The sequence below is a fragment of the Rhizobium sp. Leaf371 genome, from assembly GCF_001424045.1.
Classification (GTDB): Bacteria; Pseudomonadota; Alphaproteobacteria; order Rhizobiales; family Rhizobiaceae; genus Ferranicluibacter.
Window position 1 is genome coordinate 137417 of record NZ_LMQB01000002.1, and the last position, 21668, is coordinate 159084.

General features: G+C 63.7%; 22 protein-coding genes and 1 tRNA gene. 8 read left to right on the forward strand and 15 right to left on the reverse strand.

Going from position 1 to position 21668, the window contains the following annotated elements; translation table 11 throughout:
- The first annotated feature begins 11 nt into the window (after positions 1–11).
- The 5 genes from ASG39_RS24400 (at position 12) to bfr (ending at position 7225) form a co-directional block, all read left to right on the forward strand.
- A complete protein-coding gene (locus ASG39_RS24400; protein ID WP_062593650.1) occupies positions 12–965 on the forward strand; it encodes a hypothetical protein in 954 nt (317 codons plus the stop codon).
- A complete protein-coding gene (locus ASG39_RS05315) occupies positions 916–2427 on the forward strand; it encodes a DNA polymerase Y family protein (RefSeq protein ID WP_244481133.1) in 1512 nt (503 codons plus the stop codon). The genes ASG39_RS24400 and ASG39_RS05315 overlap by 50 nt, the downstream gene beginning before the upstream one ends.
- Complete coding sequence (locus ASG39_RS05320) at positions 2424–6002, forward strand: error-prone DNA polymerase (protein WP_082476960.1); 3579 nt, start codon at positions 2424–2426, stop codon at positions 6000–6002. The genes ASG39_RS05315 and ASG39_RS05320 overlap by 4 nt, the downstream gene beginning before the upstream one ends.
- 442 nt (positions 6003–6444) lie before the next feature.
- Positions 6445–6756, forward strand: coding sequence for a (2Fe-2S)-binding protein (locus ASG39_RS23010; RefSeq protein WP_082476961.1), 312 nt, complete (start codon positions 6445–6447; stop codon positions 6754–6756).
- Complete coding sequence (gene bfr, locus ASG39_RS05330) at positions 6722–7225, forward strand: bacterioferritin (RefSeq protein ID WP_062593659.1); 504 nt, start codon at positions 6722–6724, stop codon at positions 7223–7225. Before ASG39_RS23010 ends, bfr begins: the two co-directional genes overlap by 35 nt.
- A 90-nt stretch (positions 7226–7315) precedes the next feature.
- Here bfr and ASG39_RS05335 read toward each other — a convergent pair whose 3' ends face one another.
- The 14 genes from ASG39_RS05335 to rplU all read right to left on the reverse strand — a co-directional run bounded on the left by ASG39_RS05335 (position 7316) and on the right by rplU (position 19680).
- Entirely contained in the window at positions 7316–7864 is a 549-nt protein-coding gene (locus ASG39_RS05335; protein ID WP_062593660.1) for an RNA pyrophosphohydrolase, read from the reverse strand.
- Positions 7865–7917: 53 nt separating this feature from the next.
- The gene (locus ASG39_RS05340) at positions 7918–9123 is read right to left on the reverse strand and encodes a divergent polysaccharide deacetylase family protein (RefSeq protein ID WP_062593662.1); all 1206 of its coding nucleotides are present in this window, start codon (positions 9121–9123) and stop codon (positions 7918–7920) included.
- A 244-nt stretch (positions 9124–9367) separates the two neighbouring features.
- Entirely contained in the window at positions 9368–10690 is a 1323-nt protein-coding gene (locus ASG39_RS05345) for a S41 family peptidase (protein WP_062477523.1), read from the reverse strand.
- Positions 10680–12125, reverse strand: a complete 1446-nt coding sequence (locus ASG39_RS05350; protein WP_244481131.1) for a murein hydrolase activator EnvC — start codon at positions 12123–12125, stop codon at positions 10680–10682. Before ASG39_RS05350 ends, ASG39_RS05345 begins: the two co-directional genes overlap by 11 nt.
- Positions 12126–12256: 131 nt before the next feature.
- Entirely contained in the window at positions 12257–12739 is a 483-nt protein-coding gene (rlmH, locus tag ASG39_RS05355) for a 23S rRNA (pseudouridine(1915)-N(3))-methyltransferase RlmH (RefSeq protein WP_062593664.1), read from the reverse strand.
- Between the two features lie 167 nt (positions 12740–12906).
- Positions 12907–13353: a ribosome silencing factor gene (gene rsfS, locus ASG39_RS05360; protein ID WP_062593720.1), complete on the reverse strand. Its 447-nt coding sequence runs from the start codon at positions 13351–13353 to the stop codon at positions 12907–12909.
- Between the two features lie 100 nt (positions 13354–13453).
- Positions 13454–14047, reverse strand: a complete 594-nt coding sequence (locus ASG39_RS05365) for a nicotinate-nucleotide adenylyltransferase (RefSeq protein WP_062593722.1) — start codon at positions 14045–14047, stop codon at positions 13454–13456.
- Positions 14048–14086: 39 nt separating this feature from the next.
- Positions 14087–15367 carry a glutamate-5-semialdehyde dehydrogenase gene (locus tag ASG39_RS05370; RefSeq protein WP_062593666.1) on the reverse strand — a complete coding sequence of 427 codons (1281 nt, stop codon included), beginning with the start codon at positions 15365–15367 and terminating at the stop codon, positions 14087–14089.
- On the reverse strand, positions 15360–16553 hold the full coding sequence (proB, locus tag ASG39_RS05375; RefSeq protein WP_062593667.1) for a glutamate 5-kinase: 1194 nt from the start codon (positions 16551–16553) through the stop codon (positions 15360–15362). The genes ASG39_RS05370 and proB overlap by 8 nt, the downstream gene beginning before the upstream one ends.
- Positions 16553–17578: a GTPase ObgE gene (gene obgE / locus ASG39_RS05380; RefSeq protein ID WP_062593669.1), complete on the reverse strand. Its 1026-nt coding sequence runs from the start codon at positions 17576–17578 to the stop codon at positions 16553–16555. The genes proB and obgE overlap by 1 nt, the downstream gene beginning before the upstream one ends.
- Positions 17579–17701: 123 nt before the next feature.
- The gene (locus ASG39_RS05385) at positions 17702–18310 is read right to left on the reverse strand and encodes a GNAT family N-acetyltransferase (protein ID WP_062593671.1); all 609 of its coding nucleotides are present in this window, start codon (positions 18308–18310) and stop codon (positions 17702–17704) included.
- Positions 18307–18939 (reverse strand): GNAT family protein, encoded by a 633-nt coding sequence (locus tag ASG39_RS05390; RefSeq protein WP_062593672.1) that lies wholly within the window; start codon positions 18937–18939, stop codon positions 18307–18309. The genes ASG39_RS05385 and ASG39_RS05390 overlap by 4 nt, the downstream gene beginning before the upstream one ends.
- Before the next feature lie 123 nt (positions 18940–19062).
- On the reverse strand, positions 19063–19332 hold the full coding sequence (gene rpmA / locus ASG39_RS05395; protein WP_062477551.1) for a 50S ribosomal protein L27: 270 nt from the start codon (positions 19330–19332) through the stop codon (positions 19063–19065).
- 30 nt (positions 19333–19362) lie between these two features.
- The gene (rplU, locus tag ASG39_RS05400; protein ID WP_062593674.1) at positions 19363–19680 is read right to left on the reverse strand and encodes a 50S ribosomal protein L21; all 318 of its coding nucleotides are present in this window, start codon (positions 19678–19680) and stop codon (positions 19363–19365) included.
- A 336-nt stretch (positions 19681–20016) separates the two neighbouring features.
- Here rplU and ASG39_RS05405 point away from each other — a divergent pair.
- From ASG39_RS05405 to ASG39_RS05415, 3 genes are all read left to right on the forward strand, one after another.
- A tRNA-Ser gene (locus ASG39_RS05405) sits at positions 20017–20106 on the forward strand.
- 90 nt (positions 20107–20196) lie between these two features.
- Positions 20197–20937, forward strand: a complete 741-nt coding sequence (locus ASG39_RS05410; RefSeq protein ID WP_062593676.1) for a hypothetical protein — start codon at positions 20197–20199, stop codon at positions 20935–20937.
- Positions 20938–20959: 22 nt separating this feature from the next.
- Positions 20960–21325, forward strand: coding sequence for a hypothetical protein (locus tag ASG39_RS05415; protein ID WP_156468031.1), 366 nt, complete (start codon positions 20960–20962; stop codon positions 21323–21325).
- A gap of 160 nt (positions 21326–21485) precedes the next feature.
- On the opposite strand, the gene ASG39_RS05420 is transcribed toward ASG39_RS05415, so the two are convergent.
- Positions 21486–21668, reverse strand: a 183-nt coding sequence (locus ASG39_RS05420) for an ATP-binding protein (RefSeq protein ID WP_162242410.1), incomplete at its 5' end; no start/stop codon positions are given.

The following is a 21668-nucleotide window of genomic DNA, read 5'->3' on the forward strand; positions in this document are numbered from 1 at the left end:
AGCTGACTGCCATGGCTGAAAACGCTGTGCCGCGGGAGACGGTGCTCGCCCTGCGCGATGCCATTGCCCGATTGGAACGAGACAGGCCCTCCGGTTCCTGTCTTCCCACCTTGAAGACCGAGGGCGAACACGCCGGGTTTTCCGCGTCCGGCCGTTTTTCGACCCTGCAGGACGACGTTCTGCCGCTTGGCGTTCCCGCGCTCGATCATGCCATGTCCGGCGGCCTGCCGCTCAAGGGTTTGAGCGAGATCCGTGTGGCGGAAACGCGCGATGCCGGTGCTGCCACAGGGTTCACGCTCGGGCTTGCCGCCCTTTGTCAGGCACGGCGCAAGGCGCAAGGCGAGCTCGGCCCCATCCTCTGGATCTCCGAGCCGATGGCGGGACAGGAAGCGGGCGAACCCTACGGGGTCGGTCTGTCGCTTCTCGGCATCGATCTTCGTGCCGCCCTTTTCTCGCGGCCGCGCAACCTTCAGCAGGCGTTGTGGATTGCCGAGGCGGCGCTCGGCTTTTCCGTCTTCTCCGCCGTCATTCTGGAGATCCGCGGCAATCCGGCACGTCTCGGTCTTGTCGAAAGTCGGCGGCTGCAGCTGCGGTCGATGGGCAGCGGCGTTCCGATCCTTCTGCTGCGCCAGGCAGGCGAGGAGGAGACGAGCAGCGCGCATCTGCGCCTTCTTGTGCGTCCTGCGCCCGCGGCCCCGTTCATGCTGCCCGATGGCACGATGCTTTCGACCGGCATCGGGCATCCTGCCTTTCACGTGATTGCCGAGAAGACACGGGCCTTTTCCCCTGTCGATGCCTATCTTGAATGGAGTTCCCATGCGCGCCGGTTCTACCCTCTCGATTCCGTCGCCGTCCCTCTTCCGGCAAACGCAGCGGATCCTGTCGCTGTCCTTCCCGCATCTGTCGGCCGACCGGGTGGCACGCCGGCGCTGGGGCGCGTCGTGGCTTACAAACGGGCGTCCTGATCACCCGCCGGTGGTGTTCTCCGACAAGGTCGAGAATGCCATGCGGATCGTGGCGCTCGACGGCCTGGCCGAGCGCCTGCGGCTGAAGCGGGGGCAGGGCGTGGCCGAAGCCCGCGCCATGCATCCGACGCTCGACGTGCTGCCGGCCGATCCCGCCGCCGACCAGAGCTTTCTCTCTGGGCTTGCCGACTGGTGCGATCGCTACACGCCGCTGGTCGCCTATGCGGGTGCCGACGGCCTGGCGCTCGACATCACCGGCTGTACGCATCTGCATGGCGGAGAAAAAGCGCTGCTCGACGATGTCCTGTCGCGCCTTTTCCAGCTCGGCGTCGAAGCGCGCGGAGCGATTGCGGCGTCGCCGGGTCTGGCCTGGGCGCTCGCCCGGTTTTCCGGCAATGACGTCATCGAAGCGGGGGAGGAGGCCGTGGCGCTCGGACCGCTGCCCGTGATGGCGCTGCGATTGCCGCAGGCGGTGACGGATACGCTGATCCGGCTGGGGCTGACGCATATCGGAGATCTCATGGAGGCGCCGAGGGCCGCCCTTGCCCGCCGCTTCGGGCCGCTCGTCTTCCTCCGGCTCGACCAGGCGCTCGGGCTCGACGACGAGCCGCTGTCTCCGCGCCGGCCTGTGGCCGAGCTTTCGGTCGAGCGCCGGCTGATCTCTCCGGTTTCGGGCGAGGACGACATTCTCGGCCTGGCGCTGCAACTGGCCGGCGGGCTGAAGACCCGGCTGGAGGAGCGGGGAGAGGGCGGGCGCCAGTTCGAACTTCTGCTTTTCCGCGTCGACGGCAAGGTGTTCCGACTGCTCGCCGGCACGTCGTCTCCGTTGCGCGATCCAAAGCGCATCGCATCGCTCTATCGGGAGCGGCTGGCTGCGGTGCACGACGATCTCGATGCCGGCTATGGTTTCGAGATCTTGCGGCTCTGCGTGCTCAAGGCCGAGCCGATCTCCTCCGTTCAGGACGATTTTTCCGGACGACCGGACCAGAGCCGGGCGCTTGCCGATTTCACCGATCGCGTCGTTGCCCGCTTCGGAGATGACGTGTTGTCGATCGCCGTTCTCGCGGCAAGCCATATTCCCGAGCGGGCGGCAAGCCTTCAGCCGGCGAGCGATGGCGCGTTTCCGGCAGCCAGACGCGTGCAGGCGGAGGAATGGCCGGTCGTGCCCGTGCGCCCCCTGCGGCTTCTGACCCACCCGGAACGGGTGGAGGTCCCGGCTGCCGACGTTCCAGACGGTGCACCGGAACGGTTCTTCTGGCGGCGAACCGCCTACCGTGTCGCCCGGGCGGAAGGGCCGGAGCGTATTGCTGCGGAATGGTGGATCGACGGCGAGGATGCGCCGACGCGCGACTATTTCCGCATCGAGGACGAGACGGGGCGCCGGTTCTGGATGTTCCGCAACGGCCTCTTCCAGCGCGAGCGGATGCATCCCGACTGGTTCATGCACGGTATTTTTGCATGACCCGCGAGCCTGGAAGGGGTCCGGTCGGGGCAGGGGAGAGGCCACCCAAGGCCCCGCCTCCGGCCTTTTTCGAGCTGGGCGCCTGTACCAATTTCTCCTTCCTGCGCGGTGCCTCGGGCGCCAAGGAGATGGTGGTCACGGCCAAGCGGATCGGTCTCAAAGGGCTCGGGATCGCCGATCGCAACACGCTGTCGGGCGTCGTGCGGGTTCATGCGGAGGCGAAAGAGGAAAAATTTCCTTTCCAGCCGGGCGCACGCCTCGTCTTTGCCGATGGTTCGCCGGATATGCTCGCCTATCCGCGCAACCGGCAGGGATGGGCCCATCTCTGCCGGTTGCTGAGCGCCGGCAACCTGCGTGCCGACGACAAGGGCACCTGCACGCTCTTCCTGTCCGATCTCCTTGCATGGCAGGAGCATCTGCAGGTGATCGTGATGAAAGGGTGTGCCGGTGGAAGCGCGTCCGGAGAGGCCCTCCATGCCGGCTCGACCAATGTCCAAGGGATGCACAGCGATCAACCCGATGGAGGGGGGACAGACGTCCGCCCCGACGATGCGTCTCGTGCGAGCGATGACTGGAGGGTGCTCGGCGAGACCCTGAAAACATTGCAGCCGCGCATGAAGAACCGGCTCTTTCTCGGCATGACGCCGCGCTATGACGGGTTCGATGCGCAGGATTTCGCAGCCCTCGCGGCGCTCGCCGACCGCACGGATGTGCGCCTCATCGCCACGAACGACGTGCTCTACCATGCTCCGGACAGCCGACCGCTGGCGGACGTCATGACGGCCATCCGCGAGCATGTGACGATCGCGCAGGCCGGCTTCCGGCTGCAGGCCAATGCCGAGCGATTTCTCAAGGCGCCGGGCGAGACGGCCCGTATCTTCCGTCGTTATCCGCAAGCGGTCGCCAATACCGAGCGCTTTTTCCGGACGCTCGATTTTACGCTCGATGAACTGAAGCACAATTATCCCGACGAGGCCGGCCCGGGCGAGACGTCGGCGCAGACGCTCGAGCGGCTGGTGCGGGAAGGGGCGGCACGGCGATATCCGCACGGCGTGTCGGAAGCGGTGGAAACCAAGATCGCCTACGAGCTCGATCTCATCCGCAAGAAGCAATACGAGCCTTATTTTCTGACCGTCCACCGGCTGGTGACCTTTGCACGATCCAAAGGCATTCTCTGCCAGGGGCGCGGGTCTGCGGCCAACTCGTCCGTCTGCTATTGCCTTCATGTGACGGAGGTCGATCCGGTCAAGTTCACCCTGCTCTTCGACCGCTTTCTGTCGATGGACCGCGACGAGCCGCCGGATATCGACATCGATTTCGAGCACGCCCGGCGTGAAGAGGTGATCCAGTTCATCTATGACACCTATACCAAGGAGCATGCCGGCATCGCGGCGGCTGCCATCAGCTATCGTGCGCGCTCGGCCGGGCGCGAGGTGGCCAAGGTGTTCGGCTTTTCCGAGGATGTGCAGACGGCGCTCGCCGCCTCCATCTGGGGCTGGTGGACATCATCCTTCACCGACGAGCAGGCAAAGGCCGCCGGGCTGGATCTGACGGACCCGACCGTCATGCGCATGTTCACCTATGCCGGGCGGCTGATGGACATGCCACGGCATCTGTCCCAGCATGTCGGCGGCTTCGTTATTACGAAAGACCGGCTCGACGAGGTGGTGCCGATCATGCCGACGGCCATGCCCGGCCGCTACATGATCGAGTGGAACAAGGACGATCTCGACACGCTGAAGATCCTCAAGGTCGACGTTCTCGCACTCGGCATGCTCACCTGTCTCGCCAAGGCGTTCTGCATGCTGGAGACCCATTACGGCAAGCAGATGCTGCTCTCGCAGGTCTATGATACCGAGCACGATTATGCGAACGACGACAACCCGGTCTACGACATGATCTGCCGGGCCGATACGGTCGGGGTGTTCCAGATCGAGAGCCGGGCGCAGATGAGCATGCTGCCACGGCTTCGGCCGCGGGCGTTCTACGATCTCGTCATCGAGGTGGCGATCGTGCGGCCGGGCCCCATCCAGGGCGACATGGTGCATCCCTATCTCAAGCGCCGGGAGGCAAAGCTGCGGGGCGAGGCGATCCCCTATGAAAGCCTTGAGCTGAAGGCCGTGCTGCAGCGGACGCTCGGTGTGCCCCTGTTTCAGGAGCAGGCGATGCAGATCGCCATGACGGCGGCGCGGTTCACGGCGGCCGAAGCCGACCAGTTGCGTCGCGCCATGGCCACTTTTCGCCGATCCGGGCTGGTCGCGAATTTCGAGACCAAGATGATCGAGGGCATGGTCGATAATGGTTACAACCGCGACTTCGCCGTGCGCTGCTTCAACCAGATCAAGGGTTTCGGCGAATACGGCTTTCCCGAAAGCCATGCCGCCTCTTTCGCTCTCCTCGTCTACGCCTCGTGCTGGTTCAAGACCTTCTATCCCGACATCTTCTGCGCCGCGCTGCTCAATGCCCAGCCGATGGGGTTCTATGCACCGGCGCAGCTGGTGCGCGACGCGCGGGAGCATGGCGTGCAGATCCGCGCCGTCGATATCAATCTCTCCGGCTGGGAAACGATCCTGGAGGGCGACGGACCGCACGGATCAAACGATCGGACGGCCGCACGACCCGATTTCGACCCAAGGTCGATCGATCCGCGCCACCGCGACATGCGCACCGTCATCCTGACCCAATATGCCGTCCGCCTCGGCTTCCGGCTGGTGAAGGGTCTGCGGGAAGGCGACATGGCGCGCCTGGTTGCAAACCGCGGCGAGGGATATGTCTCGATCTACGATCTCTGGCTGCGGTCCGGGCTGACACGCAGCGTGCTGGAGCGGCTCGCGGATGCCGATGCGTTCGGCTCGATCGGGATCGGTCGCCGCCGGGCGCTCTGGGAGATCAAGGCACTTGACGAAAAGGCGCCGGCCGAACGCCTGCCGCTGTTTGCCGCAGCCGGGGAGGTGGACCTTAGGGCCGATCCTGCCATGCGCCTGCCGACCATGCCGGCCGGCGAGGAGGTGGTGAACGATTACAGGGCCCTGTCGCTCTCGCTGAAGGCGCATCCGGTCTCCTTCATGCGGGAGGCCTTTGCGCGGGACGGCGTGGTGGCGAGCCGTGGCCTTGCGTCCTTGCGTCCCGGACGTCGGGTCACGGTGGCCGGCCTCGTTCTCGTGCGGCAGCGGCCGGGCTCCGCCAAGGGCGTGATCTTCATGACGCTGGAGGACGAGACGGGCGTCGCCAACATCATCGTCTGGAAGGCCGTCTTCGAAACGTTCCGTGCCGTCGTCATGGGGGCAAGGCTGGTCAAGGTCACCGGACGTCTGCAAAGTCAGAACGGCGTCATTCATGTCGTCGCGGAAAGGCTGGAAGACATGACGGAGGCTCTCGGTCTCCTGAAGGGCGAGGCCCGGCGCTTTGCCGTCAACGAACGGGCCGACGAGGTGCTGCGCCCGACGGTCGACCAGCGACAAAAGGGGAATGCGAGGGATCAGGCCCTGCGCGAGCAGGCCCGTCGCGAGGCGCGACTCAAATCCGGCCTGATGGACACGGCGCAGGTTATGCCGAAGGGTCGGAATTTTCACTAAGGGCCGCGCTTTGGTCTGCGCCGGGATAAGAGAAATCGGGCGTCCACAAAAAATATCAGGGGCGCGCATATCGCCGCTGACGTCGCCCAGAGCGGGACGATGTTCGTTTTCGAGACGCCTGACACATTCGGGGACATGTCCCGTCGGCCAGATGAGGCGGACGTCGCTCGATCGGCTGCCGTCGTCCGGGCGCGACCGTCCTGGGCAAAGCCTCCGGATGGATTTCGCCCGGTGTCCCTCCTCGCAGGGACGCCGTCGCGCATCGGGCTGGTATTCACCGGTACCCACCTCCGGGCGGATATCCGGCTTCCGGTTCTACTGACCTATCTCTTTGGAATTGTTCTAAACTAAGCAACCTTTCCTCACGGGGTTTTTTCTTGACACCAATTATCTTGTTTGTTTACTGCTGCCTCAGCGAGGATGCGAAAACGGGCAAGACGCCATGCTGGTCTGCAGTTGCAATTTCATCTCCGAAAAGGAGATCGAGGACACGATCACCGCCCTTCTCGACGAGGACTGTTGGCAGCTGATCGTGCCTGCGAAAGTGTATCACGCCATGGAGAAGCGCGGTCGTTGCTGCGGCTGCTTCCCGAATGTCGTGGATCTGATTATCCGAACCACCGAGCGCTATCATGCCCTGCGGCACTCGACGGATGACCAAATATTTGATTTCATGACCCGTCTCAAAAATTTCCATGAAGAAAACAGGAGAGCGGATCTTGAAAGGCGACACAAAGGTCATAGAGCGGCTTAACGAAGCCCTCTATCTCGAACTGGGAGCGGTCAACCAGTACTGGCTGCACTTCCGGCTGCTCGAGGACTGGGGCTACACGCTCCTGGCCAAGAAGGAACGGGCCGAATCCATCGAGGAAATGCATCACGCCGACAAGATTATCGCGCGCATCATCTTCCTCGACGGCCATCCAAACCTGCAGACCGTCGGTGCGCTGCGCATCGGGCAGAACGTCAAGGAAGTGCTCGAGGCGGATCTTGCCGGCGAATACGACGCCCGCGCCTCCTACAAGGAATCGCGCGACATCTGTCACGCGGCTGGCGACTACGTCACCATGAAGCTGTTCGAACAATTGCTGATAGATGAGGAAGGCCATATCGACTTCCTCGAAACGCAGCTGCAGCTGTTCAATACGATCGGTGCCGAGAAATACGGCCAGCTGAATGCTGCCTCCGCCGACAAGGCCGAAGTCGGCAGCGAAGACGCCTGACACAGGATATCGCCAGGGATGCGGCGTTCAACGCGCCGCATCTCCTTCACGCCAGAGACAGGCCTGTAGGTCCCGGCCCTCTCCGCCCGCTCAGGGCTTCCTGGCCGTTTCCGTTCCCAGATGCGCGAATGTGGCGACCACCGTGTCGTAGACGGCGCGCTTGAACGGCACGATGAGATCGGGCAGGTCCGTCATCGGCTTCCAAGCCCACTCCTCGAATTCCGCTTCATGTCCGCCGGGCGGCGGGTTGATGGCGATCTCGCTGTCGTCGCCATGGAAGCGGAAGGCAAACCAGCGCTGGGTCTGCCCCCGAAATTTCCCCTTCAGGCCGATGCCGATCAGATGCGTCGGCAGATCGTAGTTGATCCAGTCCGGCGCTTCCATCAGCAGCGACACGCTGCGCATGCCGGTTTCCTCGTAAAGCTCGCGCTTGGCCGCCTCCAGCGGGTCTTCGCCCTTGTCGATGCCGCCTTGCGGCATCTGCCAGAGCTGGCCCGATCCGTCATATTCGGAATTCCCCAGAGGGATGCGCCGCCCGGCCCAGACGAGACCCTGTTCGTTCAACACCATGATGCCGACGCAGGGCCGATAGGGGAGATCTTCGGCGCGCAGAGGCGGGTTCTTGCCGGTCTTGCTCATCATCTATCCTCGAAACACTTGGCGGCTGTCTGGCAGCGCGCACGGGGGTCGGTTCAGTTTCGCTTCGTTTCCTTCACCAGCGCGGAGACGCCGACGAATTCGATGCCCCGTTTCTCCGCCTCCTCCATCCATTGTGCAATGGCCGAAACGCTTTCATCGAAGGCGGACGCCGTGCCGATCGCGGTGCCGTTACGCCGCGCAATCCGCTCGAGATCGTCGAGCTTGCGCAGGATGGCGGTGCGGTCAAGCTGCGTATCGACCACGACATCGCCGAACGCATAGGGCACTTCGAGAGCATCGCCGAGCGTCGATGTCAGCGATTGCGCCGAGGTGCCGTCATCCAGGAACAGCAGACCGCGTCGCCCGAGATCGCGCATCACGGGTTCCAGCGCACCCGCATCGGACAGAAAGCGGCCGCCGAGGAAGTTCATGACACCGGTATAGTTCGTGATTTTGCCGAGCGCGTCGCGCAGTTGCGCCAGATTTTGCTGCGCGCCGGCGCCGACCAAAAGCGTTTGCGGCCCGGGATTGTTCGTCGGATAGTCGAAAGGCTCGAACGGCACCTGTATCAGGATCTCGTGGCCCGCTCGCCGCGCCTCCTGCATCCAGCGCTGGAGACTGTTGCCGGAGGCGGCAAATGCGAGCGTCGTTGCCGGGGGAAGACTGCGGATGGCATTCTGCGTGCCCGTCTGGCTCAGTCCCAAGCCACCGATCACGAGAGCGATCCGCGTACCGCGCGCGCCCGACCAGGGCCGGGCATATTGATCCATCGGACGCAGTCCATCCGGGCCGATGACAGGGAGGCGCCCCTCCGAAGCCTCTTCCAGCAGAAGATCGTTCGGCTGTGCCGCCATCCGCGGATCCTGTCCCCGGACCGGCCCGACCTCGATAATGGCGGGGCCGTCCTTGCCGCGCTGGCCAGGCGAATAGGTTGTGACGACATTGCCATCGCTCAGGAGCGTCCGATTGACGGTTGCACCGCCGGAGGGCGGTGTTGCGCGCCCCGGCTCGGAGCCGGCTTTCGCCAGATCCGGCTGGCCTTTCCCGGATGGTCCACCGGATGGCGCAACGGCGATATCGGTCTGGACCGGCACCGGCGCCGGGGGGAGAAGCCCCGAAGGCGACATCAGCGCAAAGGCGGTCACCCCGGCAATGGCGGCCGCGAACAGGCCAAGCGCTGCCGGGCCCTTGCGCAGCCGCGCCTTGGTCTTTGCCGGTCGCCTGTTCTGGCCAAGCGGTGCGTTGAGATCCGTCCCCAAAGTCGTCCTGCACAGGTGGCTGGTGCTTCCCGCTTTGGGATGCCGCAGCAAGTTTATCAGCGCGCCCTCACCCCGATTCGCTCTGGCACGCCTGTGATCACACAGTTGGCGTCATGACCGTTCGGTAAGGGTCCAGCGACCTTTATACCGTGCCAAGCTTGTGCGTCGCCGACGCCCGACATGCAAAAACGCCGCCCGGGGAGCCGGACGGCGTTTGCAAACACGTGCGACAGCCGCTCGGCCTTTACGGCGCGAGCTCGGCCTTCTGCGGGTTGGCCGGGAAGCTCGGGTCGCTCTTCTTGCCGCGCAGCAGGTCCAGCGCATAGTTCAGCTGGATGTCGTCCTTGGGTTCCGGCGGGACATAAGCAACCGAGCCGGAGCCCTCCTGCGTCTCGTTCTGGCCCTGGATATGACCGCGCAGGCTCGATTCGCTGGTGTTCTCGACCTTGCCGAGAAGTTCCGGCGGAAGCGGCTGCTCGACCTTGATATCCGGCGAGATGCCGGTGCCCTGGATCGATTTGCCCGACGGTGTGTAATAGAGCGCCGTCGTCAGGCGAAGCGCACCGGCCTCGCCGAGCGGGATGATCGTCTGGACGGAGCCCTTGCCGAAGGAGCGCGTGCCGAGAACCGTTGCACGCTTCAGGTCCTGGAGAGCGCCGGCGACGATTTCCGATGCGGACGCCGAACCGCCATTGACGAGAACGATGACCGGCTTGCCGTCGGTCAGATCGCCCGGCGTGGCGTTGAAGCGACGGGTTTCGTCCGCGTTGCGGCCCCGGGTGGAGACGACTTCGCCGCGCTCGAGGAAGGCGTCGGAGACGTTGATCGCCTGATCAAGCAGACCGCCCGGGTTCAGGCGCAGATCCAGCACGTAACCCTTGAGCTTGTCGGCGGGCACGTCCTTCTTGATCTTCTCGATCGCGTTCTTCAGGTCGTCATAGGTCTTTTCCGTGAACGAGATGACACGGACATAGCCGACATCGCCTTCGACACGCGACTTGACGGCGCGGACCGCGATGACGTCGCGCACGATCGTCAGTTCGATCGGCTTGTCGGCGCCCTTGCGCAGGATGGTGAGCTTGATCGGCTTGCCGACCGCACCGCGCATCTTGTCGACGGCTTCTTCCAGCTTCAGACCGCGAACGTCCTGGCCGTCGATCTTGGAAATGAAGTCGCCGGCGAGGACACCGGCCTTGGCGGCGGGCGTATCGTCGATCGGGCTCGTGACCTTGACCAGCTCGTCTTCCATCGTGACTTCGATGCCGAGACCGCCGAATTCACCCTTGGTCTGGGTGCGCATGTCTTCCGCGTCGGTGGCATTCATGTAACTCGAATGCGGATCGAGCGACGAGAGCATGCCGTTGATGGCATTCTCGATCAGCTTGTCGTCCTGCGGCGGCGTGACGTACTGCGCGCGGACGCGCTCGAAGACGTCGCCGAAAATCGACAGTTCGCGATAGGTCGACGGATTGGCCGCAACGGCCGGAACGACCGCAGAGTAGACGACGCTCATCGCCGTCGCGCCCATCAACGCCCCAACCAGAACTAGAGAAGCCCTACGAATCATTTCGTACCTTTCCGGTGTCCGAGGCGGTCCACCATGGTCGAGAATCAACCGGTTTACCGTCTTTTCTGAATTCAATGTAAAGCGTTGGTCGATCTGTTTCCAGCGCCAAAGCCGCAGCACTCGCTACTCTTTTCGCGCCCATCTGGCCAAGGGGTTCGCCGGCAACGACAAACTGGCCAGGCTGGACAGCGACCGTCTCCATCCCAGACAAAACAACAAGATAGCCGTCACCCGGATTGAGAATGATCATCTGTCCGTAGCTGCGGAACGCGCCGGAGAACATCACCCATCCATCCGCCGGGGCGGTTACCAGCGCGCCGGCTTCGGTGCGCAGCATCATGCCTTGCGAGGAATGCCCGGTGCCGTCGTCCTCGCCGTAGCGGCGCAGGACCGAGCCTGCGACGGGGAAGGCGAGTTTCTTCTGCAACTCGGAAAATTCGTATGCCGGGGCAATACGGTTTTTGTCAGGCACCGCGTTGCGGGCCAACTCGCGTGCCGCCTCGCGTTCGGCCTCCGACAGGCGGGAGCGGGCTTCTTCCTCCGCGCGTGCCGCGTCGGCCGCAGCCCGCACCGAGCCGATCTCGCTTTCGAGCGAGCCGATCAGGCTCTGAAGGCTCGTTGCCTGGGAGGCCAGCTGCTCCGCCTTGCGCCGTTCGGCGGCCAGTTCCGTCGTGTTGCTGCTCTTGAGCTTTTCTTTCTCGGCCACCAGCATGTTCATCCGCCGCTCTTCCTCAAGCCGGGCGGTCATGTCGTTGCCGAGCGCCTGCTTCTGGGTCACGATATCGGAGCGCAGGCCGGCAAGAGCCTGCAGATCGGCAGCAAGGCTTTCCGTTTCGTGACGGATGCCCGGCACGACGGCGCCGAGAAGGATGGCGCTACGAACGGAGCCGAGGGCGTCTTCCGGCGTGACCAGAAGTGCAGGCGGCGGATTGCGGCCCATCCGCTGGAGGGCGGCGAGAACTTCTGCCAGCACCCCGCGCCGCGCCTTGAGCGACTGGTGGACGGTGTCTTCGCGAACGCGCAGATCGGCAAGCTTGGTCTCGCCATCCGCAATCTGTTGCTCGAGCGTCCGGCGCTTGCCGGCGGACTCCACCAGTGCCTGGCGCAGGGACTCGTTGGTCTTCTCGATGTCCGCGATCTCGGTCTGGAGCGCGCGCGCGCGCTCTTCCGAGACGCTGATGGTCTTCGACAGAGCGTCCAGTTCGATGCGGGTATTGTTGCGTCTCTGGGAGAGGGCGGCGGCGGGGTCCTCGGGCGCGGCTGCGGCCGGACGATCACCGCGCTCGGCCTCCTGCGCCTGCGCCGGCAGATCCAGCGAACCGAAGGACGTGAGCGCTACCGAGAAAAGAAGCGCTTGTCCGAGGCGGTGGGCACGCGGGTTCATCCGGTCGCCTGCCTCGACCTTTTCGCGTCTCGTCTGCCGGTTGCTGATCATCCCGCCATCTGCCGTCGTCCGCCTTGCCCGAAGCTTGCCCTCAAAGATGGTCAAAGCCTTTTGTCACAAATGCGGCGCACGCATGGCCAAAGGCATGATGACGCAAGCTTGATGGCGCGGCGGCGCGTTGCTCAGACGCGGTGGTAGGGATGTCCGGAGAGGATGGTAACAGCGCGGTAGAGCTGTTCTGCAATGAGAATGCGGACGAGCTGGTGGGGCCAGGTCAGGCGGCCGAGGCAGATGACGGCGTCCGCACGGGCGTGCAGATCAGGGTCGAGACCGTCCGCTCCACCGATCGCGATCGTCATGTCGCGCTTCCCCTGATCGCGAAATCCGCCGATGAGGTCGGCCAAGGCAGGGGAGTCCAGGTGTTTGCCGCGCTCGTCCAGCAGAATGAGAAGACCCGCCTCCGGCAGCGACTTCAACAGCTGGGCACCTTCCTCGCGCTTGCGCGTCTCGCTGGAGGAGGCGCGGCTTTCGGCGATCTCCGTCATTCGCCCGGCCTCGAGCCCGATCGCCGGGCCGGCCTTGGCGAAGCGATCGAGATAGCGCGCCGCAAGATCCTTCTCCGGGCCGGCTTTCAGGCGCCCGACAGCAAAAAGTCCGATTTTCACCCTCTGGCCTCCGGCACAGCAATGTCTTGGCCAACCGTCTCCGTGTCGGCCCTCGTCCGTATGATGCATGTCAGCCGCATTTCAAGACGGCCGTGCATCTGCTGCACCCTTCGACGCACGCGTCATGGGTTCGTCGAAGCCTTGATGTCAAGGATCGGCGTCGAGGTTCAGTGGCGCGTGCCGTCATCCATTTCGGGCGCCGCCCACATCCGCTCGATGTTGTAGAATTCGCGGATTTCGGGACGGAACACATGGATGATGATATCGCCGGCGTCGATCAGCACCCAGTCGGCCGTCTCCAGGCCTTCGACCCGGGGGGACCCCAAGCCTTCGTCCTTCATGTCGGATACCAAGTGATCGGAGATCGCTGCAACATGGCGGCTCGATCGCCCGGAGACCACAACCATGTAGTCGCCCAGCGCCGATTTTCCGGCAATGTTGATCGTGACAATATCTTCTGCCTTTGAGTCCTCGAGGCTGGCGAGGACCAGTTGAAGTGCCCGGTCGGCGGCATCGTCGCCACGTTCCGTGCTTTTCGGGAAGATGCGGGTGACATTTCCCTTGGCGTGTACTGTTGTCAGAGTTTTTCCTTTCCCAATGACCAGAACATGCACGTTCGGCACATCTTGCGCCGGGCAGCCGCTTGTCGGACGGCGACCTCGATAAATGTAGTCATCAAAGCCTTAAGGTTTCAAGACGCCCGCGAAAAGATCGTCAGCCCCGCACAGGCTTGGCCGCCCGCAAGGCACTCGAACTCAAGGGCGATCGCGGGCCGTGGAGGAAAGTCCAGGCCGGCGCCGGGCGCCGGGCCAGAAGGGCCGCATCCTCCTCGTCGACGCGGGCGTAGTCGAAGGTTTGCGCCATCTTCGAGGAAAGATAGGCAAGGGTCGCGCCTGGGCGATCGACGACGGCGATGGGCACGCTGCGGGCAATCTCCTGCCAGCGCTGCCAGCGATCGAAGGTTTTCAGATTGTCGGCGCCCATGACCCAGACGAAGTGGATGGCCGGATTTCGGGCGCGGATCTTTTCGAGCGTCCGTGCGGTGTAGCTCTGCCCGAGCGTCTGCTCGAACGCTGTCACCTTGATGCGCGGGCTTTCCGTGATGGCTTCGCTCAGCGCGATGCGATCGGCGAGCGACGCCAGTTCGCGCCGGCTCTTCAGCGGGTTGCCCGGCGTCACCATCCACCACAGCTGGTCGAGCCTCAGCCGACGCAGGGCAATATCGGCCACCAGCACGTGCCCGTCATGCGGCGGGTTGAACGAGCCGCCGAACAGGCCGACGGTCATGCCCGGCTCGACATGCGGCATTCGCAGATAGCGGTCGGCGACGCCTGCGTTTCCCGTCACCTAAGGCCGAACCTGTCCGGTGCCGTGCACGCGATACTGGAAGGAGGTCAGCTGCTCGACGCCCACAGGTCCGCGCGCATGCATCTTGCCGGTGGAAATGCCGATCTCGCCGCCCATGCCGAATTCGCCGCCGTCGGCAAACTGGGTCGAGGCATTGTGCAGGAGAATGGCGCTATCGATCTCGGTGAAGAAGCGGCCGACCACCTCGGGGTTCTCGGCGATGACGGCCTCCGTGTGGGAGGACGACCAGAGAGCGATATGCTCGATCGCGCCGGAAATGCCCTCGACCATCCGCACCGCGATGATGGCATCGAGATATTCGGTCGCCCAGTCCTCCTCCGTGGCAGCGATCAGGCCGGGGACGATGGCCCGAACCGCGTCGTCGCCGCGCACTTCGCAGCCGGCGGCCTGCAGCGCGGCAACCAGCGGCGCGACGAAGCGTGCAGCACCGGCCGTGTCGATCAGCAGCGTCTCCGCCGAGCCGCAGACGCCGGTGCGGCGCATCTTGGCGTTGACGATGATGTCGCGCGCCATGTCGAGATCCGCCGATGCATCGACATAGACATGGCACAAGCCTTCCAGATGCGCGAAGACGGGCACGCGGGCCTCGTTCTGGACGCGGGCGACGAGGCTCTTGCCGCCGCGCGGCACGATCACGTCGATCGCACCGTTCAGCCCGGTGAGCATGGCGCCGACGGCGGCGCGGTCGGCGACCGGAACCATCTGGATCGCATGCTCGGGAAGGCCGGCCGAAGCCAGACCCTCCAGCAGGCAGGCGTGGATCGCCTGCGAGGAATGGAGGCTGTCGGAGCCGCCGCGCAGGATCACCGGATTGCCGGCCTTCAGGCACAGCGCACCCGCATCCGCCGTCACGTTCGGCCGGCTTTCATAGATGACACCGATGACGCCGAGCGGCGTGCGGACGCGCTGGATGCGCAGGCCGTTCGGCCTGTCCCACTCGGCGATGACGTCGCCAACCGGATCCGGCAGAGCGGCGATATCGCGAATGGCGCTCGCCATGCTCGCCACGCGCTCTTCGCTCAGCGTCAGCCTGTCGATGAAGGCGGCGGCAACGCCGGTTTCCCGCGCATTTTCCAGATCGAGCGCATTGGCCGAGAGGATCTCGGCCGTCCGCTTGACGATCGCCTCCGCCATGGCCATCAGGGCTGCGGTCTTCTGCGCCGGCAGCGCCATGGCGAGCGGCCGGGCCGAAGCCTTGGCCTGCCGGCCGATGGTCGCCATCAGGTCCTGGATTTCGCGCTTGCGGGGATCGTCAAGCATGGATGTCGCTCCTCTTCGTCTCCATCTGCGTTTCCGACCCCGGCGTCGTGCTTTCCTGCAGCGCGCCGGTCATGACGAGATCGTCACGATGCACCATCGCGGCACGACCGGCATAGCCGAGGATTGCCGCGATTTCTCCCGATTTCCGGCCTGCGATCTGCCGCGTTTCGTCGGCGTCGTAGCCGGCAAGGCCGCGGGCGATCTCGCGCCCGTTCCCACTGAGGATCGCGATCGTATCGCCGCGACTGAAGGAGCCGGTGACGTCGCGCACGCCGGCCGGCAGCAGGCTCTTGCCGGAACGCAAGGCCGTTTCCGCGCCTGTATCGATGGCAAGGCTGCCGGAGGGCAGCAATTGCCCGGCGATCCATGTCTTGCGGGCCGTCACGGGCGTGGTGGACGGTGCAAACCACGAGGAGCGCGCGCCTTCGGCAAGAGCGCTCAAAGGATGATCGACCTTGCCCGAAGCGATGATCATCGCGCAGCCGGCGCCGGTCGCCATCTTGCCGGCATCGATCTTCGTGCGCATGCCGCCCCGCGAGAGTTCAGAGGCGGCACCGCCGGCCATCGCCTCGATTTCGGGCGTAATTGACGGGATGATCTCGAGAAACGCTGCCTGCGGGTCGAGATGCGGCGGCGCCGTGTAGAGGCCGTCGATATCGGAAAGCAGGACGAGCAGGTCCGCGCCGATCATGGTGGCGACGCGCGCGGCCAGCCGGTCGTTGTCGCCATAGCGGATTTCGCTGGTGGCGACCGTGTCGTTCTCGTTGATGATGGGGATGGCGCCCATTTTCAGGAGCTGCTTCATCGTCGCGCGGGCGTTCAGATACCGTCGGCGCTCTTCGGTGTCGCCGAGCGTCAGCAGAACCTGCCCGGCGATGATTGCATCCCGCGACAGGCTTTCCGACCAGGCCCGTGCCAGCGCGATCTGCCCGACCGCCGCCGCCGCCTGGCTCTCCTCCAGCTTGAGAGCGCCGGCCGGCAGCTTCAGCACCGAGCGGCCGAGCGCAATGGCGCCCGAGGAGACCACGAGAACATCGACGCCCTTTGCTTTCAGCGCCGCAATATCGGCGCAGATGGCGTCGAGCCATGTCGTCTTCAGCCCGCGCGCGCCATCGACCAGCAGCGCCGATCCGATCTTGATGACAATCCGCCGATAGGTCGAAAGCGGCTTGCGGGCAGCACGCATCAGTCGTCGCTCCCGAATTCGTCGATGCCCGCCGTCTGGGCGGTCACGATGATATCGCGCAAAGCGCGCAAGGTTTCCGTCATGCCCGTGCCGACGATGGCCGAGAGCAGGAAGGGTGTTTTGCCCGAGGCCTTCGCCAGCGCCTTCTGCTTTGCCTTCAGCTCCGTCGGGTCAAGCGTATCGACCTGTGACAGGGCAACGATCTCCACCTTGTCCGTCAGCTCGCCACCATAGGCCTGCAGCTCGCGCTTCACGGTCTTGTAGGCCTTGGCCACATCCTCTTCCTGCCCGGAGACGAGGTGAAGCAGAACGCGCGTGCGCTCGACATGGCCGAGGAAACGGTCGCCGAGGCCGACGCCTTCATGCGCGCCTTCGATCAGGCCGGGAATATCCGCGAGAATGAATTCGCGCCCATCGATCGTGGCAACGCCGAGGTTCGGGTGCAGCGTGGTGAAGGGGTAGTTCGCGATCTTCGGCCGCGCGCGCGTGCAGGTGGCGAGGAAGGTGGACTTGCCGGCGTTCGGCAATCCGACGAGCCCTGCATCGGCGATCAGCTTCAGCCGCAGCCAGATGGTCTTTTCCTCGCCCTCGAGCCCCGGATTGGCCCAGCTCGGCGCCTGGTTGGTGGCCGATTTGAAATGCGCATTGCCGAAACCGCCATTGCCGCCGGCCGCGATGCGGAAGCGCTGGCCCTCGGTGATCATGTCGATGATCAGCGTTTCGCCGTCTTGTTCGAAGATCTGCGTGCCGACCGGCACTTTCAACGTGACATGATCGCCGCCCGCGCCCGTGCGGTTGCGGCCCATGCCGTGGATGCCCGTGCCGGCCTTGAAATGCTGCTGAAAGCGGAAGTCGATCAGTGTATTCAGACCGTTGACCGCCTCGACCCAGACATCGCCGCCCCGTCCGCCGTCGCCGCCGTCGGGACCGCCGAACTCGATGAACTTCTCGCGCCGGAAAGAGACCGCGCCGGCACCCCCGTCGCCGGAGCGGATATAGACCTTGGCCTCATCAAGAAATTTCATCGTCGTACCGTTCGTGGTTACTGCCGGAAATGCCGCCATCGATATAGGCGCGGCCCGGACAGGTCAAAGAAATCCTTCATGCAGGCGGCTCCGGCCGCAAGGCTAAAGCCGCCTGCAAGATCCTTATATCGCGGGGACGAACCCGTCCCGCGTGAGGCGTGTCTCGATCCGGTTGACCGCCCCGCCCCGCGCCGGGACATAGACATCCGAGATGCCCGTGATCGCGAAACCGAGCTTGGCCTGAACCTTCAGCGAAGCCGTGTTGTCGGCAAAGACGCCGGACAACAGGACGCAGTCGGGCCGCTGCCGGAAGAACGTCTCGATGAGGGCAGTGGCAGCTTCGCTCATGATGCCGCGGCCCCAGGCCTGCCGGTTCAGCCAGTAACCGAGGTGCCAGCCGTTCGCCAGTCTCTCGATCGAGACCATGCCGATATGGACATCGCCCTTTTCGGTGATCGCCGCGTTCCAGGCGGTGCCGGCATTGGCCTGCGTTTCCAGCCACTCCCGCGCATCGTCCAGATGATAGGGCTGGGGCACACGCATGAGCATGCGCGCGACGCCGAAGTCGCAGAGCGAAGCGGTGATCGCCGCCGCATCGGACAGGGCATGCGGCCGCAGGATCAGACGCGGTGTCCGGATGACCGGGCAGGGTGGCAAGGCTCCCGAGGTCAGGCTCCTTGCGCCCGAGATCTCGGGCTTCAACCGTGCTGGCCTGTCAAGGTCGAGCGTCATCGTCCGCCTCCCCAGCTTCTGAGCGAGATCCAGGTCTTGCGATCCAGCCGGAACCACTCGACCGGAACCATTCCGCCCAGTGCCAGGCTGCCGACCATGCCGCCGCCCTGATACTGGAACCCGCACTTCTGGATGACCCGCCGCGAAGCGACGTTCATCACCCGGCAGCGGGCATCCAGCTGGGCGATGTCGCGCGTGCGGAAAGCCATGTCGATCAGCGCCTGGGCGGCTTCGGTCGCATAGCCCTTGTTCCAGTGCGGCTCACCCAGCCAGTAGCCGAGCTCGGCGGTGCGCCCATCCTCGTGCGGCTCGACACCGCAGCACCCGAGAAAGGCGCCCGTGTCCGCTTTGGTGATGGCATAGACGCACTTGCCAATCGTGCCGGCATTCGTGCGTCGCACGAAATCCGCGGCATCCGCCACCGTGTAGGGATGCGGCATGCGCGAAACCATGGTGGCGATGTTGGCGTTGTTGGCAAGATGGGCAAGGGCGTCGATATCGTCTTCATGGGGCGCGCGCAGGACGAGCCGTGGTGACAACAATATCGGGCAATCGGTCCTTGACCGTTGCGGCCTCGGCCGCTCGTCGGGAAACCTCAGCGGGTCTTCCCGTAACAGTTCGCTCTGCATGTCTCGTCCTCCAGACGTGAAAAAGGGGAGTTGGGTCTTGCCCCATCTCCCCTTTGTCGTGGTCTGAACCTGAAACGGCCAGCCGGGTCGATGAGACGCCGGCTGTTTTAGAGCGCTACCGGCTTATTCCGCTGCTTCTGCTTTCGGCATGACCGAGACGTACACGCGGCCATTGGCCTTCGTGCGGAAGTCCACATTGCCTGTCGTCAGCGAGAAAATGGTGTGGTCCTTGCCGAGGCCGACATTGGCGCCCGGATGCCACTTCGTCCCGCGCTGGCGCAGGATGATGTTGCCTGGAATGACGGCTTCGCCGCCGAACTTCTTCACGCCAAGGCGCTTGGATTCCGAATCGCGACCGTTACGCGACGAACCGCCAGCTTTTTTGTGTGCCATGGGTCTTCTCCTTTAAACCTTCGATCGATCTTACTTGGCGCCTGCGATGTCCAGGATACGGACAGTCGTCTGGTGCTGGCGATGGCCGCGCGTGCGCTTGGAGTTCTGGCGACGGCGCTTCTTGAAGGCGATGACCTTCTTGGCGCGGCCATGGCCGACAACTTCCGCGCTGACGATCGCGCCTTCGACGAAGGGAAGGCCGATCGTGGCGTCGGCGCCGACGCCGACCATCAGGATCTCGGTGAATTCGATCTTGTCGCCCTCGGCGCCATCCAGCTTTTCGATGGTGATGACGTCGTTTGCGGCTACGCGGTACTGCTTACCGCCGGTCTTGATGACTGCGAACATGTCTTGTCCTTGTCTGTTCGGTCCGGCTCTGTCCCAACAGGTTCCGAATGCTCGGAAACCGGTCATGAACGGCCGTCTTTTTATCAGTCGGAATGGCCAAGGGAAGGTTCTCCCCGGCCGACGAAGCGAATACCCTCTCGGACATCCGGATGACGTGACGCCGCAACCCCATCACGGAGTTCGCACCACTTCAGATGCGCCCGTTACGCGAACTTTAGAAAACTGTCAAGGTAAAAGCCCTGAAATCCTTCCCATTCAAGCCTTTCTCCCTCTTGCCATCCCCCCGAACTGCCGCTATGAACCGCCTCGCGCTTCCAAAGCGCCTTCTGACCCCGCGGAGAGGTGGCAGAGTGGTCGAATGCACCGCACTCGAAATGCGGCATGCCTGCAAGGGCATCGTGGGTTCAAATCCCACCCTCTCCGCCATAATTTGGGTCACTCTTCCCCAATTACCCGCAAGCCCTTGAGTTTCTTCGCGAATTTCTGACCGTCTGCCCTCAAAAGGGAAGTTCAGTCATGAATGTATCGCGCATTGTATCGCTCCATGTACAGTCCGATGTATCGCCGGACGCGGAAATCATTTCCGCGAAGAAACGGAATCGCAAGCTTAAAAAGCGATCCTCCGGGCTCTATCTGGTCAGAAGCGGCGGCATCTACCTTTTTCAGATCAGATTGCCGAAACGCATCGGCGGCGGTGCTGGCTCACGCCCGATTCGAGTGAGCATCGGCGCCATTTCGCATCAGAAAGCCAGAGAGATGGCCGACGCGCTTGCTGCGCTGGCCCGCAACGCGTTTAGGGAGATCGAGAAAAGAATGGACGACCCGACGGGATTCGATCTTTCGAGTATGTGGAGTGGCTTGTTCGCCGAGGACATCGCGGCCGATGACTGGCCATTCGAATTTGCCACCCTGATTCTGAAGGGTGGTCTGTTCGATCTGGACAAGCCCGCCCGCCCGCCCACTCCTGGGGAAGCCAAGGGGCTGGAACTGATGCGCGGTCTCGTTCGCATCGGTCAGCAGGTTTCGGCCAAGCAAGCTGGACAGCCGTACGACGAGATAATTGCCGACAACGCGGAGATGCTCGTCGCCAGCCATATTGGAAAATATGGACAAAGCCGTTCCTCCTACGCCTGTCCCGGAGCAGCTGTATACCTCAACAAAGCTCTTAACTGTTCCGTTACCGTCGCTGCCGGATGCGACGACCTCGGAGTCCGTAATCATTACACCTACAGGCGGCAGGAAGAAGCGCCTGATTAGTGCCGACGTTGTCCCCGCCTTTATGCTTGATCGCCGTTCCGCCGATAGACCGCCATCGACGAAAGTTCTGTTCAGCGCGGTCGCGTCCGAGTACCTCGCGGCTCGGCGGGCGTCGAAGTTGGGGAGGAACAACGACATCGAAACGGCGGAAAGCCGTCTGAACCTGTTTGTCGAACTGATCGGCGATCATCCCGTGGATACCTATACAGCGACAGACCTGCAGGCATTCATCGAATTTCTGAAATTCTGGCCGAGCAATGCAAAGGACAGGCCGGATCACCTTTCGGCCCGCGATATCGTCGATTCCAACCGCGATCTGAGGAGCAAGCCTCTTGCCCGCAAGACGCTCGAGGAAGGGTATCTGGCGGTCGTGAAATCGGCTTGTTGATTTCCACTGAGAGCTGACCCGGCATTTCCACCGAGAAGTGACCCGCCTTAGGTATCGTTCGTGTTGGTCGTAGTGGTCAAGTTCCTGCGTTTCTCCTTGGTTGTTTNTGTTGATTTCCACTGAGAGCTGACCCGGCATTTCCACCGAGAAGTGACCCGCCTTAGGTATCGTTCGTGTTGGTCGTAGTGGTCAAGTTCCTGCGTTTCTCCTTGGTTGTTTTCGGCTCATGGGCTGAGCTGTTCTTGAAGCGAAAGCTGTCATTTCCCGTTTCCAGGATGTGGCAGTGGTGAGTAAGCCGGTCGAGCAGCGCGGTCGTCATCTTGGCGTCGCCGAAGACGCTGGC

What these genes read in the sequence shown, in the direction of transcription:
- ASG39_RS05350 (WP_244481131.1), bottom strand. Translation starts at nt 12,125, where the DNA reads ATGATCAGCAACCGGCAGACGAGACGCGAAAAGGTCGAGGCAGGCGAC.
- ASG39_RS05390 (WP_062593672.1), bottom strand. Translation starts at nt 18,939, where the DNA reads ATGCAGAGCGAACTGTTACGGGAAGACCCGCTGAGGTTTCCCGACGAG.
- ASG39_RS05335 (WP_062593660.1), bottom strand. Translation starts at nt 7,864, where the DNA reads ATGAGCAAGACCGGCAAGAACCCGCCTCTGCGCGCCGAAGATCTCCCC.
- ASG39_RS24400 (WP_062593650.1), top strand. Translation starts at nt 12, where the DNA reads ATGGCTGAAAACGCTGTGCCGCGGGAGACGGTGCTCGCCCTGCGCGAT.
- proB (WP_062593667.1), bottom strand. Translation starts at nt 16,553, where the DNA reads ATGCGTGCTGCCCGCAAGCCGCTTTCGACCTATCGGCGGATTGTCATC.
- ASG39_RS05410 (WP_062593676.1), top strand. Translation starts at nt 20,197, where the DNA reads ATGAATGTATCGCGCATTGTATCGCTCCATGTACAGTCCGATGTATCG.
- ASG39_RS23010 (WP_082476961.1), top strand. Translation starts at nt 6,445, where the DNA reads ATGCTGGTCTGCAGTTGCAATTTCATCTCCGAAAAGGAGATCGAGGAC.
- ASG39_RS05365 (WP_062593722.1), bottom strand. Translation starts at nt 14,047, where the DNA reads ATGCCGCATGTCGAGCCGGGCATGACCGTCGGCCTGTTCGGCGGCTCG.
- ASG39_RS05345 (WP_062477523.1), bottom strand. Translation starts at nt 10,690, where the DNA reads ATGATTCGTAGGGCTTCTCTAGTTCTGGTTGGGGCGTTGATGGGCGCG.
- obgE (WP_062593669.1), bottom strand. Translation starts at nt 17,578, where the DNA reads ATGAAATTTCTTGATGAGGCCAAGGTCTATATCCGCTCCGGCGACGGG.
- ASG39_RS05370 (WP_062593666.1), bottom strand. Translation starts at nt 15,367, where the DNA reads ATGCTTGACGATCCCCGCAAGCGCGAAATCCAGGACCTGATGGCGACC.
- ASG39_RS05320 (WP_082476960.1), top strand. Translation starts at nt 2,424, where the DNA reads ATGACCCGCGAGCCTGGAAGGGGTCCGGTCGGGGCAGGGGAGAGGCCA.
- ASG39_RS05385 (WP_062593671.1), bottom strand. Translation starts at nt 18,310, where the DNA reads ATGACGCTCGACCTTGACAGGCCAGCACGGTTGAAGCCCGAGATCTCG.
- ASG39_RS05415 (WP_156468031.1), top strand. Translation starts at nt 20,960, where the DNA reads ATGCTTGATCGCCGTTCCGCCGATAGACCGCCATCGACGAAAGTTCTG.
- rplU (WP_062593674.1), bottom strand. Translation starts at nt 19,680, where the DNA reads ATGTTCGCAGTCATCAAGACCGGCGGTAAGCAGTACCGCGTAGCCGCA.
- rpmA (WP_062477551.1), bottom strand. Translation starts at nt 19,332, where the DNA reads ATGGCACACAAAAAAGCTGGCGGTTCGTCGCGTAACGGTCGCGATTCG.